Here is a 15,989-nt window from a genome sequence, read left to right on the forward strand (position 1 = left end):
CGACGAAGGAGTTGCTCCCGAGGACTGTCGGCAGGCCCTCAGGCAGTTCGATAGCTGAAGAAACCCTGCCCCGACTTACGGCCCAGCAGACCCGACTCGACCATGCGGCGCAGCAACGGGGGAGGGGCGTACAGCGGTTCCCGGTACTCCTCGTACAGCGCCTCGCCTATCGCCGCCACCGTGTCCAGACCTATCAGGTCGGCGAGGCGCAGCGGCCCCATGGGGTGAGCGCAGCCGGCGGTCATCCCCGTGTCGATGTCCTCGGCCGTCGCCGCGCCGGAGCCGACCATCTGCACCGCTGCCAACAGGTAGGGAATCAGCAGGGAGTTCACCACGAAGCCCGCGCGGTCCTGCGCGACGATCGTCTGCTTGCCCAGCGTCTCGCTCGCGAAGGCACGCACACGCAGTTCCGTGTCCTTCGAGGTGTGCAGTGTGGGGATGATCTCGACCAGCGGCATGACGGGGACCGGGTTGAAGAAGTGCAACCCGACCACCGACTCCGGTCGGCCGGCCGCGGCGGCGAGCCGGGCGATCGGGATCGAGGAGGTGTTGCTCGCCAGTACGGTGGCAGGGTCGGTGACCGTGCCCAACCGCCGGAACAACTCCGTCTTGGCCTGCTCGTCCTCGACTGCGGCCTCGATGACCAGGTCCGCATCGCCCAGTCGGGAGAGCTCGCCGGTGACCGAGATCCCGGCCAGGGCATGTGCGCGGTCCTCAGGCCCGATGGCACCGCGCTTCTCCGCCTTGAGCAGGGAGTCCGCCACGCCCGCCAGACCGGCACGGGCCCTGTCCTCGGTCACATCGCACAGCGTGACGTGCAGCCCGGCCCGGGCGCACACCTCGGTGATGCCCCGGCCCATCTGGCCCGCGCCGACGACGCCCACGTGCAGAATCGCTGTCATGTGTTTCTCCGTCTGTTCCTCCGTCGGGCGGCGGTCGACCGTCGCCCGACGGTGTGTGGTGTCGTGTCGAGCGTAGGCCGGGCGCACCCCCTCTGACCTGCTCGAATGGTGCGAAATCCGCGCACAAAAATGCGTCGGTTCGACGTCGACCCGGCCGTCGGCGGACTGCGCGACGCGGTTGTGCGTACGCTGCCCCGAATGGGCACGGCCGGGTGCTCGCGCGCATGCCGACGAGGCGTCGGGCCAGTGCCGGACGCCTGCTGTGTGTCGATGCCTCAGACGGTGGCCGTGGCGGCAGCGGCCTCCCGCAGCCGGCGGATCACGCCGCGAACCGCGGGCGAAGTCTCCCCCTTGCGGTAGGCGCCGACCAGCCGGGTGGTCAGTGCCACGTCCGCCAGTGGGCGGTACGCCACTCCAGGGATCTGTACGAGGCGCAGTGAGTTGGGAACCAGGGCCACCGCGAGACCGCCGCCCACCAGCGTGAGAGCCGCGATGAAGTCCCGTACCGGAGGAGCGCACCGCGGTGTGAAGCCCCCTCGCTCCGCCACTTCGAGGATCTGGTCGCGGCAGCCGAACTCCTCGTCGAAGTGCGGGGCCACGAACTGCTCGTCGCGCAGCCGTGCCGCCGGTACCGCCTTGTGCGCCGCCAGCGGCGCGGTGGCCGGCAGCGCCAGGACGACCTCCTCGGTGAGCAGGCAGGTGGCCGTGACCTCGGGTGGGTACTCCGGCCTCCAGCGCAGGAAGCCGATGTCGATGTCTCCGCAGGCCAACGCCTCCAGTTGGGCAGGGGTCTCCAATTCGCGTACCTGCACGGTCAGTTGGGTGCCGGGGGCGGCGCAGCGGGTGAGGACATCGGTCAGCACCCCGGAGAACGCGGCTGAGGCGACGTAGGCGATCTGGGCGTGCCCCAGCTCCCCGCGGCCGGCACGCCTGCCCACCGCCTCGGCCCGCGCGAGCTGCGCGAGGGTCAGCCGAGCCTCTTCGAGGAACAGCGTTCCGGCATCGGTGAGCGCGGGGCGCGTGCGTCGCCCCCGGTCGACGAGCCGAACGCCGAGATGTGACTCCAGCGCTCGGATCTGGGCGCTGAGCGCCGACGGAGCGAGATGCAGACGGTCCGATGCCCGGGCGAAGTGCAGTTCCTCCGCGACGACGACGAACGATTCCAACCAGCGGAGTTCCATCGACTCCTCCGTCCTGCTGAAACACCCCGCGGCGGCGTCAGGGCAGAACAGGACCGCCGCGGGGTGGGTAGGGGGACACTGTGGTTCAGGGAATCACGACGTAGTTGCTGAATCCGCCGTCGAGATCCGCGGCGCGTCCCGAAATCGCTTCGTTGACCTCGGACAACGGGAACGGCTTGGTGATCAGATAGGACAGATCCAGGGCTCCGGTCGCCACCATGTCGGCGACTTCCTGACCCTGCGCGGTGGTGAACCAGTTGGAGCCGATCAGCTGGACCTGCTCGTCCATGAGCCACTTCACGTCCACGGGCAGCCGGTCGGCCACGCCTCCGACGTTGACCACCTTGCCGCCCCGCCGGACGCCCCGCATGGAGTCGAGCATCGTCGCCACCGGGGCCTTGGCACCGAGTGCGCTGATGACGAAGTCCGCCCCCTCGCCACCGGTGCGGGCCTTGGCCCACTCGCCGGTGGAGCCCTCGCCGAGCCGCATGACCTCGATCCGGTCCGGGGCCAGTTCCTTGACGCGCTTGAGCAACTCCTCGTTGCGGCCGGTCCCGAGCACCTTCGAGACACCGGAGGCCAGCGCGAGGAGGGTGGAGGCGACACCGAGCGTGCCGGTGATGCCGTCGATCAGCGCCACCTGACCGGGGCCGGCCGCGGCGTGCTTGAGGGCGCCGTAGGAGGTGCCGATGTAGCCGAGCTTGCCTGCCTGCTCGAACGTCATGGTGTCGGGGATGTTGACGATCGCGTGCTGCGGCGCGGTCATGTACTCCGCGAAGCCGCCGTAGGGGTAGAGATCGAAGATCCGCTGGCCGTCGCGCGAGGTGCTGAAGTAGCCGTTCAGGGTGAAGTAGCGGCACCGGCTGAGCTCGCCGCCGCGGCACACCTGGCAGCTGCCGCAGGACCGCAGCGGGCTCACATAGACCCGGTCCCCGGGCCTGGTGTTGAGGACCGCATCCCCGACCGCCTCGACGACGCCCGCGGGGTCGAGACCGAAGATCGCGGGCAGCTTCGGGAGCGGCTGGTGCGGATACCAGGTGGGCCAGTTGTTGATCACATTCGCCATGTTCGGCACGATCCCGCACGCCTTGACCCGTACCAGCACGTCGGTCGGCCGAGGGGTGGGCACGTCGACGGTGTCCACGGACATCGGCTCACCGAGCGCGTGCAGTCGTGCAGCGAGCATTTTCGCCATTGAAATACTCCTTGGAACTGCTCCGCCCCAGGCGGCCGGGGCAGAGACATCAAGAATTCCCTACGACTTCGGGAAAGGGTTCGGGTAGCTGTCCTCAAGGTCGATGCCCAGCAGTCCCATGATGCGGACGCCGGAGTTGTACCAGGCGATGGACAACGACAGTTCGACCATCTGCCTGTCCGTCAGGCGGTCGGCGGCCGCGCGCCATGTCTCCTCCGAGACGTCGACCTGGAGCGTGGATTCCTTGGCGAGGCGCATGACCGCCTTCTCCGTGGCGTCGAACAGGCCGGACGACTCGAAGTCGGCCACCGCCGCCAGCTGTTCCTCGCTGAGCCCTGCCTTGAGCCCGTGCGACTGGTGGTGCGCGACCTCGTACGCCGACCGGGTCGCGTACCCCACGGTCAGGATGGCCAGCTCGCGCAAGCGAGGGCTGAGATCGGCGGCCCGCAACGAGTTGGCGTAGGTCAGGAAGGCGTCCAGTTGGGTCGGCGCACCCGCCAGGGCGAGGAAGATGTTCGCCGTCGGGACCTTGCGTTCGGTTTCCAGCCGGTCGTACAGGGGCTTCTGCGACTCGTCGGCGTCCTCGCGGCGCAGATAGGGCACTCGTGCCATGGTGTCTCCTCGGGGACGAAAAGATCAGCGGGTGGACTGGGGCTGTTCGCGCAGGAACCGTTCCAGCGACATGGGCTTCGGCGGCTCGGCCGGCGGAATCTGCTTGACCCCCACGAACGGCGATGCCTCGAAGTACCACTTCTCCAGTGCGGGAAGGCCCCAGCGGGCGTTGGTGCTCAGTGATCCCGCGTCCCAGCGCACCGGCTCGATCTCGGTGTCGATCGTCTGGTAGTGGCTGTTGAAGACCTCCACCCGGTGCCCGTCGGGATCACGGAGGTAGGCGAAGAGCATGCCGCCCGGACCGTGACGTCCGGGGCCCCGCTCCACGCCCTCGCCGTAGCCTTGGATTCCCGCGAAGTCGCAGGCGGTGAAGATGTCGTGGCTCTCGGAGACCGTGTAGGCGAAGTGGTGCAGGGCGGGGCCGGTGTTCTCGACGATCGCGAGGTCCAGGCAGGTGCCCTTCCGGTACATGAACGCGCCCAGCAGTTTGTCGCCGTGCGCCAGGTACTCGGAGTTGCGGAAGCCGAGTTCGCCGTAGAAAGCGCACAGCTCGTAGGTGTCGGGCGCGAAGGTCTGGAAGTGATCGAGCCGCTGCGCGTGCGCGCCCTTGTGGAGCTGGAAGTCGATGTGCAGCCGCGGCCGGGTCTCCATGTGCGCGCAGAGTTCGAGCGGAGTGCCGATGGGGTCGCTGACGTGCAGGGTCCGGCCCTGGTACGGGACGTCGACCCACTCGGCGGGCAGCCCCCGCTCACGGAACCAGTCGTACGCGATGTCGAGGTCCTCGTCGAAGAAGACCCGGAAACCGAGCCTCCGGCAGGAGCCGGCGCCCGCGCCCTCGTCGTCCTGCTCCAGGACGAGGCTGTGGTGACAGGCTTCCGACAGCCCGCGGAGGTAGCAGGTGCGCTCGTCCTCGTCGCTGACGACGAGTCCCAGCACGTTCACGTAGAAGTTCCGGCTCTCGGCCAGATCGGCGACGGTGAGCCGGACATGGCTGGAGCGGGTGATGTTGAAACTCGGGCGCAGATTGACGGGTGGCAGCATGCTGGTCTCCGTGCTCGGATCGGCTCGTGATGTCCGGATTAGGCTGACTGTAATACTTCGAAACCGTTTCTCGGCCCGGCGGTAAGGGCCTCGGGATTTACGGCTGGACCGTAAAGTCGCGAGAACCGGCGAAGGTGAAGGCGGACCATCCGCTGAATTCCGCGGATTCACCGAGGGACTCCTCGATGCGCAGAACCTCGTTCCATTTGGCCATACGCTCGGAGCGGGTGAACGAGCCCACCTTCAGCTGGCCGGCGTCCCAGCCGACGCTGAGATGGGCGATGGTGATGTCCTCGGTCTCGCCGGAACGCGCCGAGACGATCGTGCCGAAGCCGGCGTCCTTGCCGGCACGCAGTGCCTGGAACGCCTCCGTGATCGTCCCGGCCTGGTTCGGTTTGATGAGGACGGCGTTCACCGCGCCCCCGCTTGCCGCGGCCTCCACGCGCTTGGCGTTGGTGACCAGGTAGTCGTCGCCGATCACCTGGCAGCGTTCTCCGTGGCGCCGGGTGAACTCCAGCATGCCGTCGTGGTCGTCCTCGCCCACCGGGTCCTCGATGGACAGGATCGGATACTGCTCGATCCAGCTGCCCAGCATGTCGATCAGTGCCGCGGTGTCGAGAGTGCGGTCGTCCAGAGCGAGCGTGTAACGCCCGCCGCTGCCGAACTGCGACGCCGCGACGTCCAGTGAGATGCCGACCTCGGTCGAGGGAGCGAAGCCTGCGGTCTCGATGGCGCGGGTCAGCATCCCCAGCGCCTCCTCGTTGGAGTCGAAGGCGGGCCAGAAGCCGCCCTCGTCGGCCACGCCCTGGGCCTTCCCCGCCGCGCGCATCAGGCTTCCGGCCGCGCGGTAGATTTCCGCGGTCCAGTCCAGGGCCTCGGAGAAACTGCCTGCCGCCGGACACATCACCATGAAGTCCTGTACGTCGACGCGGCGGTCCGCGTGGGCGCCGCCGCCGAAGATCTGGATCTCGGGCAGTGGGATGCGGACCGGGCGTTCGCCGGCCAGGTGCTTCCACAGCGGTACGCCCGCCGAAGCGGCGGCGGCGTGCAGGACGGCCATGGACGTGGCCACGATCGCGTTGCCGCCCAGACGACTGCGGTCGGTGGTTCCGTCGAGGTCCACCAGAAGCCGGTCCACCGTCTCCTGATCGTCCGCGTCCTGGCCGGCGAGGGCGGGTGCGATCTCATCGTTCACCGAACTCACCGCGCCCTGGACATCGAGGCCGCCGAAGCGGCTGCCGCCGTCGCGCAGGTCGAGTGCTTCGCCCCGGCCCGTCGAGGCACCCGCCGGTGCGATGGCCCGTCCGACCGCGCCGTCCGCGAGGTGGACCTCGACCTCGACGGTCGGCCGACCGCGTGAATCCCACACCCTGCGGCCCTGGAGCTTGGCGATCCTCGCATCTGTCATGCGGTGCAACCTTTCGGAGTTCGGACGACCGGGACGACCGTCACGGGTGCCTGCCGTCGGGGAGGGACGTCCGCAGGACGGAAGGCGTGGGGACGTCGTCGCCGGCCAACGGGCGCGGGCGGACCCTGGGGAGAGACACCCGGACCGGTACGACGACGCTGAGAGTGAGCGAAGGCTCGGGCAGTTCTCATCGACGAGTGCTAACGATAGCGCAATCCTGCGAACTGCTAGCGACGATGTCAAGAGGGAGGGTGCTCGCTCTTCTCGTCGAGTCGCTGCGCGGCAGAGGCTCTTGGATCGCCTCCGAGCCAGTGCTATCGTTCGCATAATCCCGCTACGACAAGGACTCCCGGCGGGCCCGCGCGCTTCCTGGACGGACGGACAGCACAGGAAGTGGTGGGCCCGCCGGGCCGGGTCGCGGCCGAAAGGAAGTGAGCCCGCTATGGCAGCCGAACCCTCTGTGGCGCCGATGACCCTCACCACCGTGGTGGCCAGTACTCGCCCCGGGCGGGTGGGGAGGTCGGTCGCGGACTGGTTCACCACCCGGGCCGCGGAGTGTGACCAGTTCGAGTCGCGCACCGTCGACCTGGGGGAGTTCGCCCTCCCCTTCTTCGACGAGCCGCATCCGCCCGCGCTGCGGCAGTACACGAAAAGCCACACCCGGGAGTGGAGCCGGATCGTCGAGGCGTCGGACGCGTTCGTTTTCGTCACACCCGAGTACAACGGCGGCTTTCCCGCCCCGCTCAAAAACGCGTGGGACTACCTGGTGGTGGAGTGGCAGCACAAGCCGGCCGCGTTCGTCAGCTACGGAGGTGTCTCGGCCGGCACCAGGGCGGTGCAGATGGGCAAGCAGGTCGTGGCGAACCTCAGGATGCTGCCCATAGGTCCGACCGTGAGCATCCCGTTCGTCAACGAGCTTGTCGAGGCCGGCGCATTCCGGCCCGGCAAGATCCACGAGGCCGCGGCCGAGCAGGTGCTCGACGAACTCGCGCGTACCGCCCGCGTCATGCGCCGACTGCGCGGCGGAGCCGACTGACCTGCCGGCGCGTTCGGCGAGTGCGGGCGAAGGCGCCCGGAGCACATCGCTCCGGGCGCCTTCGTGTGCGGGTGCGGCCGTCCGGTGTTCAGCGGGACCCGGACGAAGTCTTTCCGTCAGGGGATGCCGTGCTGCCGCGGAGGACCAGCGATCCGGGGGAGACGGAGGTGTACGGGCCGTCGTTGCCCGGCTTGGTCTTCAGGCGGCGCATCAGCCACAGCGCGCAGCCGGTGGCCATCTCCTGGATCGGCAGACCGATCGTGGTGAGTCCCGGACCCCACCAGGAAAACCCGGGCTCATCACCGAACCCGATCACGGAAAGCTCCCCGGGCACCTTCACGCCCTGCTCGGACAGTTCCTCCAGCACCCCCCGGGTGAGCTGGATCGATCCCAGCACAAGCGCGGTGGGGGTGTCCGGGCCCTTCAGCAGTCGGCGTACCGTCTGTCGGCCGTGCTCCACTGACGACGGTGGCCCCAGTTCCGCGCGCCCGGCGTCGTCCGGCAGACCGCCTTCGCGCAGGGCGCTGCGGAAGCCGCGCAGGCGCTCCGCTCCCGTGGGTAGTTCCTCAGGGCCGCCCATGTACGCGATACGCGTGTGGCCCTCGCCCACCAGGTGGGCCGTGGCCCGGCGCAGCGCCTCGTGGTCGTCCACGCCGAACCACTGGGAGCCGAGCGACGGATGGCGGCGCAGCAGCTGTAGGTGCGGCACCGTGCGCAGAAGCTTGACGGACTCGCCGTGCGGGCGCGCGGTGGGCACGATGATGACGCCTGCCACGCGGGTCGCGGACAGCTCCCGCAGATGGCGCAGCTCGACCATGCGGTCGTCGTCGGTCTCCGCGAGCATCAGCTGGAAGCCCTCGGCCTCCATGTTCTTGGACAGCTCGTGCGCGATGGTCGAGTAAAAGCTGTTGCGGATGTCCGGGATCACCAGCGCGACCACGTTGCTGGAAGCCCCGCGCATCATCCGCGCCGCGCGGTTGCCGACGTATCCCATCTCGGAGGCGGCCTGACGGACCTTGAACTTGGTTTCCTCGCTGATGCGGGAATCGTCGGCGAGCGCCCGGCCGACCGTCGAGACGGAGACCCCGAGGCGTTCCGCGATGTCTTTGGTCGTGATCACGTAAGGGTTCCTCCGGCTGACTGATCCCGTCCGTCGCTTTCCGTGTGCCAACGATAGCGCTCATGTCGCGCTCTGTGGTCGGCAAAGGGAGTAGCGAGATCGATCGCTCCTTGCATGCTAACGTTAGCACTGCTGGATGGATACATGCAGCCGTCTGTGGCTGCCTAGCTACGGAGGTTTCCGTGCGGATCGTCAGGTATGCCGTCGGTGGCGTGCGTCATTACGGAGAACTCCTATCCGGGGGTGCCGGGATCGCGAGGCGCGAGGGAGATCCCTTCATCGGGCTGTCACCCACCGGGCGCATCGACGAAATCGGTGACGTAGTCATTCTCGCGCCGCTGGAACGGCCCCGGATCTTCGGGTTCGCGTACAACTACGCCTCACACATCGATGAAACCGATCGTGAGGTTCCGGAGGTTCCCGTTTGCTTTATGAAGCCGAGCACCGCGGTGGTGGGTCCGGATGACGCCATCGTCTATCCGGCTGATGGCGAGCTGATCCATTTCGAGGGCGAGTTGGTGGTTGTCATCGGAAAGAAAGCCCGTCATGTGAAACCCTCCGATGCGCACGAGTACATCCTCGGTTATACGTGTGGAAACGACGTCAGCGACCGCGTCGTCCAGCGCAGAGAAAGCGCGTTCGGCGCACTTCTCATCGGAAAGGGGCAGGACACTTTCGCTCCGCTCGGACCGGTCATCGAGACCGAACTCGACCCCTCGGCGTTGACGCTGACGACCCGTGTGAACGGCGCCGTCATGCAGTCGGCGAGCACAGCCGACCTGCTGCTCGCCGTTCCCGACATCGTCAGCTACCTCAGCCGCTATCTGACACTGCTGCCCGGTGACGCGATCATGACCGGTACGCCCTCCGGCGTCGGGCCGATCCGTCCCGGGGACGAGGTCGAGGTGGAGATCGAGGGCATCGGCGTTCTGCGCAACCCGGTCGTGGCCGAGAGCCCCTGACTCGGTTGCCCGTCGGGCGAACCACGCACCGGGGCCTGCCCACCGCTCGGCGGTGGGCAGGCCCCGTGGAATGTCGGCGGTGTGCCGACGCGCCCCGACGGTGACATGCCGCTGTGTCGCCCCGGGCCGATGCCCGGGGCGACACAGTGACAGAGGCGCGATGGGCCGGTTCGCTAGCGAACCGTGTTGTTGAACTCCGCGGTGCGGACGAAGGCCAGGGCGGTGACGCCCAGCAGCGGCAGGACCGCGACCTGCAGCAGGCCGGCCTGGGTCCAGCCGAAGGACTCCACCAGGGCGGCGAAGAGCAGACCCGAGAAGGCCGCCGGCCCGTAGTAGCCGGTGACGAAGAGGCCGGAGGCGCGTCCGATCTGTTCGGGGCGGACGGCCCGCTGGATCGCACTGTTGGTGTTGGGGTAGATGAAGCCCAGCCCGAAGGCGCCCATGAGGAAGGCGAACAGGCACTGCACCCCCACCGCGGCCTGCGTCGTGTAGATGCACACGCTGATGGCGGAGACGGCCAGCAGGCTGAGGATCAGCAGGTTGCGCTGGTTGAAGCGGTCGCCGAGCCAGCCGCCGAACACCGCCGTCATGCCCCCGAAGCCGAGGAAGCTCATGGCCAGTGCGGCCTGCTCCGGGGCGTAGTGCAGCGAGGTGATGAGGAAGGTCGGGTAGAGGCCGAGGAAGCCGTAGAGGGCCACACCGCTGATGACCGCGTGGACGGTCAGTGCGATGGTGTTGCGGTTGTACGTGGACGCCGGCATGTACTCGTACGTCCTGGTCGAGGCCACCTTCTCGACGGAGGTCTCGGTCAGGCCGGTCTTCACGAGGAACAGGCAGGCGGCGGCGATCAGCAGCCCGGCGGCGCCGAACAGGTAGAAGGGCGAGTGCCAGGTGCCATGCATGCTCATCAGCCCGACACCGATCAGCGGCGCGATGAACACGCCGATCGAGTAGCCCACGCCGATGACACCGAAGGCCAGTCCGCGCCGCTGGGCGAAGAAGGCGCCGATCGCCGCGAAGATGGCGGCTGACTGCATGCCCTCACCGAAGCCCGAGACGACCCGGTACAGGGTCATGTCGGCGAAACCGGTCGCCAGTGGCGTGGCCATCGTGCCCAGGGAGTAGACCACGATGCTGGCCAGCAGCACGGTCTTGCGGCGGAAGCGGTCCAGCAGGTAGCCGGCGGGAAGGCCGGCGAGCGCCATGCCGAGGGTGAAGTTCGTCGCCAGCAGACCGCCCTGCTCCAGGGAGAACCCGTACTCCTCCCGGATGTTGGGCAGCAGGGGAGGGAAGACCTGGCGGTCCATCGCGTTGACCATGTAGGACAGGACGATCAGCAGGAAGCCCACGCCGATCATGGGGCGGGAAATGGCCGACCGGTCGCCCTTCTGTGTTTCGCCGGCGGGCACCGGGGTGGTGTCGACTTGCGCTGCGTGAGTCATAGCGGCTCCTGAAGAGGAATGTGCCACGGCGGGCCGCGGCGGATGCATCGCCCATACGGGGCCGTAGGGGCGATGGCGAGAAGCGGTGAGCTGAACACGGACTCGCGTCGGCGACGGCTGTGCGGTCGTCGACTGGCATAAAGGGGGGCGGGCTGCCGCGCGGTCGGACACCGCATGCGGAATTCAGTCGTGTAGCGCCCGTCGGTGACGTCCGTGGCCATGACGTCTTCGACAGCCGGACTTCGTGCGGACACTTCGCGGTCGCACGGTCGACGCTGGCAGAAACCATGAAGGGAAGTGTCGGGCGCGTCAAGGTGTGCGCACGGGTTTTCTTCGGCGCATCTCGTTGTCCCCGTGCCGGCGCGGTATCTCCGCCCGGAATGGTCCCTGCGGCGGAGTCTCGACGACCGGGTGTACGTCGCCCTTGACGTCCCGAAGGCCATGAATGCTATCGTTAGCATCCGTGGCTGTGACAAAGTGATGCGACGTGCCCTGGTGTCTCGCGATCCGTTCCAGGCGCGTACCGCGGCGCCCGCCCCGACCACAAGTCGGCGGGCGCCGACAAGCCCAGTAACCCTTTCCGAGCCATCCCGGGCGCCCGACGGCCCATCGGACATGCCGTCGGCCGCCTCTGGGTGGCGATCAGACCCGCTCACCGGACGCGACATGGTGCGACGCCCGACCGTCCGCCGCGGCCGTACGACTCTGCGAGGACGATCTGCCATGAACCAAACGAGCCGCCCAGGCACCGTGCTGCTCACCGACTACGCCTGGCCCGACGATTCCGTCGAGCGATCCGTCATCGAGGAGGCGGGCCACACCCTGGTGACCGGCCCCGCCGAGCCCGGCTCCGCCGGGGCCATCGAGGACCTGGTGGCCGAGCACCGGCCTGTCGGCATCCTGACCTGCTGGGCGCCCGTCTCCGCCACCGCGATCGGCACCTCGCCGGACCTGCGCGTCGTGGCCAGGCTCGGCGTCGGCCTCGACAACATCGCCGTGCAGGCGGCCACCGACCGGGGCGTCTGGGTCACCAACGTGCCCGACTACTGTGTCGAGGAGGTCGCGGACCACGCCGTCGGCATGGTGCTGGCCTGGACCCGGGGCCTGGCCGTGTTCGACCGGGACGTCCGTGCGGGCCGTTGGGACCCCGCCAGTGCCCGGCTGCGCCGACTTTCGACGCTGACCTGCGGCATCGTCGGTTATGGGCGCATCGGACGTGCCACCGCCGGCCGACTCGGCGCGTTCGGCTGCCGGATCCTGGCCCACGATCCTCACCCGCCGAAGGACGCCCCCGGAGTCGAGATGGTGGGCTTGGAGGAGCTGCTGCGCCGCAGCGACGTGGTGATCCTGCACGTGCCGCTCACGCCGGACACGCACCACATCATCGGAGCCGAGCGGTTGGCGCTGATGCGGCGGGGCGGCCTGCTCGTCAACGTCAGCCGGGGCGGCCTGGTGGACACCGACGCGGTGATCAAGGCTCTCGACAGCGGGCACCTCGACGGGGCCTCCTTCGACGTCCTGGAGAGTGAGCCGCACGTCCCCGACGGACTGCTGGCCCAGCCGGGTGCGCTGCTGACCCCGCATGTGGCTTTCTCCTCCGACGCCTCGGTCACGGAGCTGCGCCGCAGAGCCGCCGAGGAGGTCGTACGGGTCCTGGCGGGCGAGGCACCGGCCCACGCCTGCAACAGCCCCCGCGGTTCGTCTGCCACCTCGGGTGGCCTGCGATGACCTCGCTCTTGACGCCGGTGAGCCCGGAACCCGTGCCGGACACCCCGCTCACCGATTTCCTCCTCACCCACAAGCTCGCCGTGCCCGGCGAGGCCGCGCGCTGGACCCCGCTGGCCGGCGGCGTCTCGTCCGACCTGTGGCGGGTGGATCTGCCGGGACGCTCCCTGTGCGTCAAGCGGGCTCTGGCCCGGCTCCGGGTCGCCGCGGACTGGCAGGCACCGGTGTCGCGCAACGCCTACGAATGGGCGTGGATGCGGTTCGCCTCCCGGCACCGGCCGGACAGCGTGCCGGAGCTGCTGGCCCATGACGCCGAGGCCGGACTCTTCGCGATGGCGTTCCTGCCCCCCGAGCAGTACCCGGTGTGGAAGGCGCAGCTGTTCGGCGGCCAGGTGGAGGTGGCGACCGCCGTGGCCGTCGGAGAACTGCTCGGGACGTTGCACGCGGCGAGTGCCGGCGATGCCGCCCTCGCCGATGAGTTCGCCACCGACGACAACTTCCACGCGCTGCGCATCGAGCCGTACCTGCTGGCCACCGCGGCGGCGCACCCCGAGCTGGGCGACATCCTCCAGGGCCTCGCTCAACGCACGGCCACGACCCACCTGGCCTTGGTGCACGGCGACGTCAGCCCCAAGAACATCCTCGTCGGCCCGGCCGGGCCCGTGCTGCTGGACGCCGAGTGCGCCTGGTACGGAGACCCCGCCCTCGACCTGGCCTTCTGCGTCAACCATCTGCTCCTGAAGAGCCTGGTGGTACCCGGTCACAGGCATGGTCTCCTCCGCTCGGCCCGGGGGCTCACCGAGGCGTACACGCGGTGCGTCGACTGGGAGCCGCAGCCGGCCCTCCAAGCGCGCGCCGCGTCACTGCTGCCGGCACTGCTGCTGGCGCGCGTGGACGGCAAGTCACCGGCGGAGTACCTCACAGACGATCGGCATCGGCTGTTCGTGCGCTCGGTGGCGTCGGGCCTGCTGCGGACGCACGCTCCGACGATGGCAGATGCCCTGGACGCCTGGGCGGCCGCGCTGGATGCCCAGACCGAGCCCGGCACCGGCCGGCCCGGTTGAACCGACCGAGACGACGGATCCGGCGTACGGCGGGTTCCAAGGACCTGGACCAGACCGAGGAGAGACGTATGCGCAGAGTAGTCACCGGCCACGACGAGAACGGCAGGTCAGTCGTTGTCAGCGACGGCTCCATACCGCGCAGCCGGGAGTTCATCAGCCTGCCGGGCTGGGTGTCCCGCCTGCCGTGGGCCACTGAACCGGGCGAGCAGGTCAGCCGGACGGGCGAGGACCCCACACCGAAGATCACCAGTCTGCTTCCGGCACCCGGCGGCACACGGTTCATCATTCTGACCTTCCCGCCGGACGCCGCGTGGGCAGACCCGACGTTCGACCCCGTTGCCTTCGATCAGGAGCAGCGCGCCGACTCGCCCGGCCTGGCGGAGCTCATGGAGCCCGACGGCATGCACACGACACCGACCGTCGACTACGGCATCGTGTTGCAGGGGGACATCGTCCTCGAACTCGACGACGGGCAACGCACCCACCTCTCGACCGGGGACATCGTCATCCAGAACGGCACGCGCCACAGCTGGCGCAACCTCAGTGACCAGCCGGCGACGATGGCCTTCGTCCTCGTCGGCGCGGAGCATGACGGCTGACGTCGCCGGAGCGATGCCGAGCCCGCCGACAGGGAGCTTCTTCGGCCCGGGATTGGTCCAGATCTTGTCCTCGGGGAGAGGAGCCTGGTTGTCTGTCGCCGCCGCACCCCTCGGCTCGTGGACTGCTCCAAGCGGATGGGGTGGCCCGCCCCGTCTACGGCGAGGTGGGCAGGTGCGGGGAGCGGAGCACGAGCAGGGTGATCTCGCTGGGGGCGAAGACGCGGAACGGCGGGCCCCAGAAGCCGGTGCCGCGGCTGGTGTGAGGAGGGTGCGGGAGCCGTGGTGGCTGAGGCCGGCGAGGGCCGGCTGGTCGATGCGGACCAGGTGGTGGAAGGGCCAGATCTGGCCGCCGTGGGTGTGGCCGGAGAGTTGGAGGTCGATGCCAGCGGCCGCCGCCCGGTCGACGAACTTGGGCTGGTGGGCCAGGAGCAGAACGGGCAGGTCGGGGTCGGCGCCGTTCAGGGCTCCGGCGAGGTGGGCGCGGTGGCCTGCCAGACCGGAGGACTCGGCGGTGACGTCGTCCACGCCGGCGACGACGAGGGTGTCACCTCCGCGTTCGAGCAGCAGATGGCTGTTGCGCAACGGCTCCCAGCCCAGCTCGTCCATCAGGTCGACCCAGCCCTGGGCCTCGCTGTAGTACTCGTGGTTGCCGGTGACGTAGACCCGGGCCCGGGTGGCTTGCACGGTTCCGAGTGGGGTGGCCTGGGCGCGGCGGCGTTCGGCCGTGCCGTCCGCGATGTCGCCGGTGTGGCAGACCAGGTCGGCTTCCAGCGTGTTCACCGTCTCGCATACCCGCGCCGACCAGCGAGTGCGGTCGAGCGGGCCGTAGTGGGTGTCGGTGATGAGGACGACGCGGGTGCCGTCCAACCCGGCACCCAGTCACGGGAGTTGTACGTCGAGGCGGCGCACGCGTGGCACGCGGCGGGCTTCGGCGTACCCCCAGACGAGTAGTACCGCGGTTGTGCCGAGGACGGCCCAAGTGACGATCCGGGCGCGGTCCTGACTCTCGCCGACACCGGCCATGGTCAGGGCGAGCCGCAAGAGGACGCCGAGCAGAACGGACCAGGTGAACAGGACCCAGCTGGTGCCCAGCAGGGTGTCACCGATGATCGCCGCCCACTTGTGGGCTGTGGGACGGAGATGCCCATCTCGGCGGCGACATGGGCGACGGGACGGCCGGAGCGGACACGCTCGACGAGCAGCCGCCTGCCGTGAATGGTCAGCCGGGCATTACGGTGGGACACGAAGGCCTCCGTGCGGTGAAGATTCGACACCTCCACCACACACGGAGGCCTTCGCCACGATCAAGTCCGACCGGCGTTGACAACGCTCGTGATCAATACAGCTAGGGCCTGTGTGATGTTGTGATCAACCAGTTGTCTTCAGGAGGTCGTTGACCCAGATCATCGAGGCACGGAGGTGGAGGCCGGCAAGGTAGCTCTCGGGTGTCTTGTCGTGTCGGCTTCGCACCGTGTTCAAGTCCAAGATCTAGCTTTTGGGTGCTTTCGCAGCTCAGGGTCATGATCGACGCGTCCCGGTCAGCACGAGGTCAGCATGCGTCGCAGTAGTGTCTCCGCTTGCTGAACCTCCGCCCGCTACGTAGACGTGGTGCTGGGTTCCCGACGCCCGCACGGAAGATTCGATACTCCGCCCGACGACTCACCTACGACATGGGGTCCTTCTTTGAGTGCTCCGGCTGCGC

General features: G+C 68.8%; 13 protein-coding genes and 1 pseudogene. 5 read left to right on the forward strand and 9 right to left on the reverse strand.

The window, feature by feature from the left end; all coding sequences use genetic code 11:
• Positions 1-38: 38 nt before the first annotated feature.
• The 6 genes from ACZ52C_RS25265 to eno form a co-directional block, all read right to left on the reverse strand.
• Complete coding sequence (locus ACZ52C_RS25265; RefSeq protein WP_469076879.1) at positions 39-902, reverse strand: 3-hydroxybutyryl-CoA dehydrogenase; 864 nt, start codon at positions 900-902, stop codon at positions 39-41.
• A 275-nt stretch (positions 903-1,177) separates the two neighbouring features.
• On the reverse strand, positions 1,178-2,083 hold the full coding sequence (locus tag ACZ52C_RS25270; protein WP_469076880.1) for a LysR substrate-binding domain-containing protein: 906 nt from the start codon (positions 2,081-2,083) through the stop codon (positions 1,178-1,180).
• Between the two features lie 85 nt (positions 2,084-2,168).
• Positions 2,169-3,269 (reverse strand): alcohol dehydrogenase catalytic domain-containing protein, encoded by a 1,101-nt coding sequence (locus ACZ52C_RS25275; RefSeq protein ID WP_469076881.1) that lies wholly within the window; start codon positions 3,267-3,269, stop codon positions 2,169-2,171.
• A gap of 69 nt (positions 3,270-3,338) precedes the next feature.
• A complete protein-coding gene (locus ACZ52C_RS25280; RefSeq protein ID WP_469076882.1) occupies positions 3,339-3,890 on the reverse strand; it encodes a carboxymuconolactone decarboxylase family protein in 552 nt (183 codons plus the stop codon).
• 24 nt (positions 3,891-3,914) lie between these two features.
• On the reverse strand, positions 3,915-4,931 hold the full coding sequence (locus ACZ52C_RS25285; protein WP_469076883.1) for a VOC family protein: 1,017 nt from the start codon (positions 4,929-4,931) through the stop codon (positions 3,915-3,917).
• Positions 4,932-5,028: 97 nt separating this feature from the next.
• Positions 5,029-6,339, reverse strand: a complete 1,311-nt coding sequence (gene eno / locus ACZ52C_RS25290; RefSeq protein WP_469076884.1) for a phosphopyruvate hydratase — start codon at positions 6,337-6,339, stop codon at positions 5,029-5,031.
• Between the two features lie 442 nt (positions 6,340-6,781).
• Between eno and ACZ52C_RS25295 the strand changes: the two genes are divergently transcribed.
• Positions 6,782-7,375, forward strand: coding sequence for an NADPH-dependent FMN reductase (locus ACZ52C_RS25295; RefSeq protein ID WP_469076885.1), 594 nt, complete (start codon positions 6,782-6,784; stop codon positions 7,373-7,375).
• Between the two features lie 88 nt (positions 7,376-7,463).
• Here the strand turns inward: ACZ52C_RS25295 and ACZ52C_RS25300 are convergent, their stop codons facing one another.
• A complete protein-coding gene (locus ACZ52C_RS25300; RefSeq protein WP_469076886.1) occupies positions 7,464-8,495 on the reverse strand; it encodes a LacI family DNA-binding transcriptional regulator in 1,032 nt (343 codons plus the stop codon).
• Between the two features lie 182 nt (positions 8,496-8,677).
• Between ACZ52C_RS25300 and ACZ52C_RS25305 the strand changes: the two genes are divergently transcribed.
• On the forward strand, positions 8,678-9,457 hold the full coding sequence (locus tag ACZ52C_RS25305) for a fumarylacetoacetate hydrolase family protein (protein ID WP_469076887.1): 780 nt from the start codon (positions 8,678-8,680) through the stop codon (positions 9,455-9,457).
• Between the two features lie 173 nt (positions 9,458-9,630).
• Here ACZ52C_RS25305 and ACZ52C_RS25310 read toward each other — a convergent pair whose 3' ends face one another.
• Positions 9,631-10,899, reverse strand: coding sequence for an MFS transporter (locus ACZ52C_RS25310; protein WP_469076888.1), 1,269 nt, complete (start codon positions 10,897-10,899; stop codon positions 9,631-9,633).
• A 723-nt stretch (positions 10,900-11,622) separates the two neighbouring features.
• Here ACZ52C_RS25310 and ACZ52C_RS25315 point away from each other — a divergent pair.
• From ACZ52C_RS25315 to ACZ52C_RS25325, 3 genes are all read left to right on the forward strand, one after another.
• Entirely contained in the window at positions 11,623-12,627 is a 1,005-nt protein-coding gene (locus tag ACZ52C_RS25315; protein ID WP_469076889.1) for a C-terminal binding protein, read from the forward strand.
• Positions 12,624-13,688, forward strand: coding sequence for a phosphotransferase family protein (locus ACZ52C_RS25320; protein ID WP_469076890.1), 1,065 nt, complete (start codon positions 12,624-12,626; stop codon positions 13,686-13,688). The genes ACZ52C_RS25315 and ACZ52C_RS25320 overlap by 4 nt, the downstream gene beginning before the upstream one ends.
• 68 nt (positions 13,689-13,756) lie before the next feature.
• On the forward strand, positions 13,757-14,287 hold the full coding sequence (locus ACZ52C_RS25325; RefSeq protein WP_469076891.1) for a cupin domain-containing protein: 531 nt from the start codon (positions 13,757-13,759) through the stop codon (positions 14,285-14,287).
• Between the two features lie 408 nt (positions 14,288-14,695).
• Here ACZ52C_RS25325 and ACZ52C_RS25330 read toward each other — a convergent pair.
• A pseudogene (locus ACZ52C_RS25330) lies at positions 14,696-15,531 on the reverse strand (metallophosphoesterase); the annotation flags it as partial.
• Positions 15,532-15,989 lie beyond the last annotated feature (458 nt).

The organism is Streptomyces sp. NPDC034049, from assembly GCF_055575575.1.

Excerpts from the sequence above, each read along its gene's own strand:
- ACZ52C_RS25265 (WP_469076879.1), bottom strand. The coding sequence starts at position 902 with ATGACAGCGATTCTGCACGTGGGCGTCGTCGGCGCGGGCCAGATGGGC.
- ACZ52C_RS25270 (WP_469076880.1), bottom strand. The coding sequence starts at position 2,083 with ATGGAACTCCGCTGGTTGGAATCGTTCGTCGTCGTCGCGGAGGAACTG.
- ACZ52C_RS25275 (WP_469076881.1), bottom strand. The coding sequence starts at position 3,269 with ATGCTCGCTGCACGACTGCACGCGCTCGGTGAGCCGATGTCCGTGGAC.
- ACZ52C_RS25280 (WP_469076882.1), bottom strand. The coding sequence starts at position 3,890 with ATGGCACGAGTGCCCTATCTGCGCCGCGAGGACGCCGACGAGTCGCAG.
- ACZ52C_RS25285 (WP_469076883.1), bottom strand. The coding sequence starts at position 4,931 with ATGCTGCCACCCGTCAATCTGCGCCCGAGTTTCAACATCACCCGCTCC.
- eno (WP_469076884.1), bottom strand. The coding sequence starts at position 6,339 with ATGACAGATGCGAGGATCGCCAAGCTCCAGGGCCGCAGGGTGTGGGAT.
- ACZ52C_RS25295 (WP_469076885.1), top strand. The coding sequence starts at position 6,782 with ATGGCAGCCGAACCCTCTGTGGCGCCGATGACCCTCACCACCGTGGTG.
- ACZ52C_RS25310 (WP_469076888.1), bottom strand. The coding sequence starts at position 10,899 with ATGACTCACGCAGCGCAAGTCGACACCACCCCGGTGCCCGCCGGCGAA.
- ACZ52C_RS25315 (WP_469076889.1), top strand. The coding sequence starts at position 11,623 with ATGAACCAAACGAGCCGCCCAGGCACCGTGCTGCTCACCGACTACGCC.
- ACZ52C_RS25320 (WP_469076890.1), top strand. The coding sequence starts at position 12,624 with ATGACCTCGCTCTTGACGCCGGTGAGCCCGGAACCCGTGCCGGACACC.
- ACZ52C_RS25325 (WP_469076891.1), top strand. The coding sequence starts at position 13,757 with ATGCGCAGAGTAGTCACCGGCCACGACGAGAACGGCAGGTCAGTCGTT.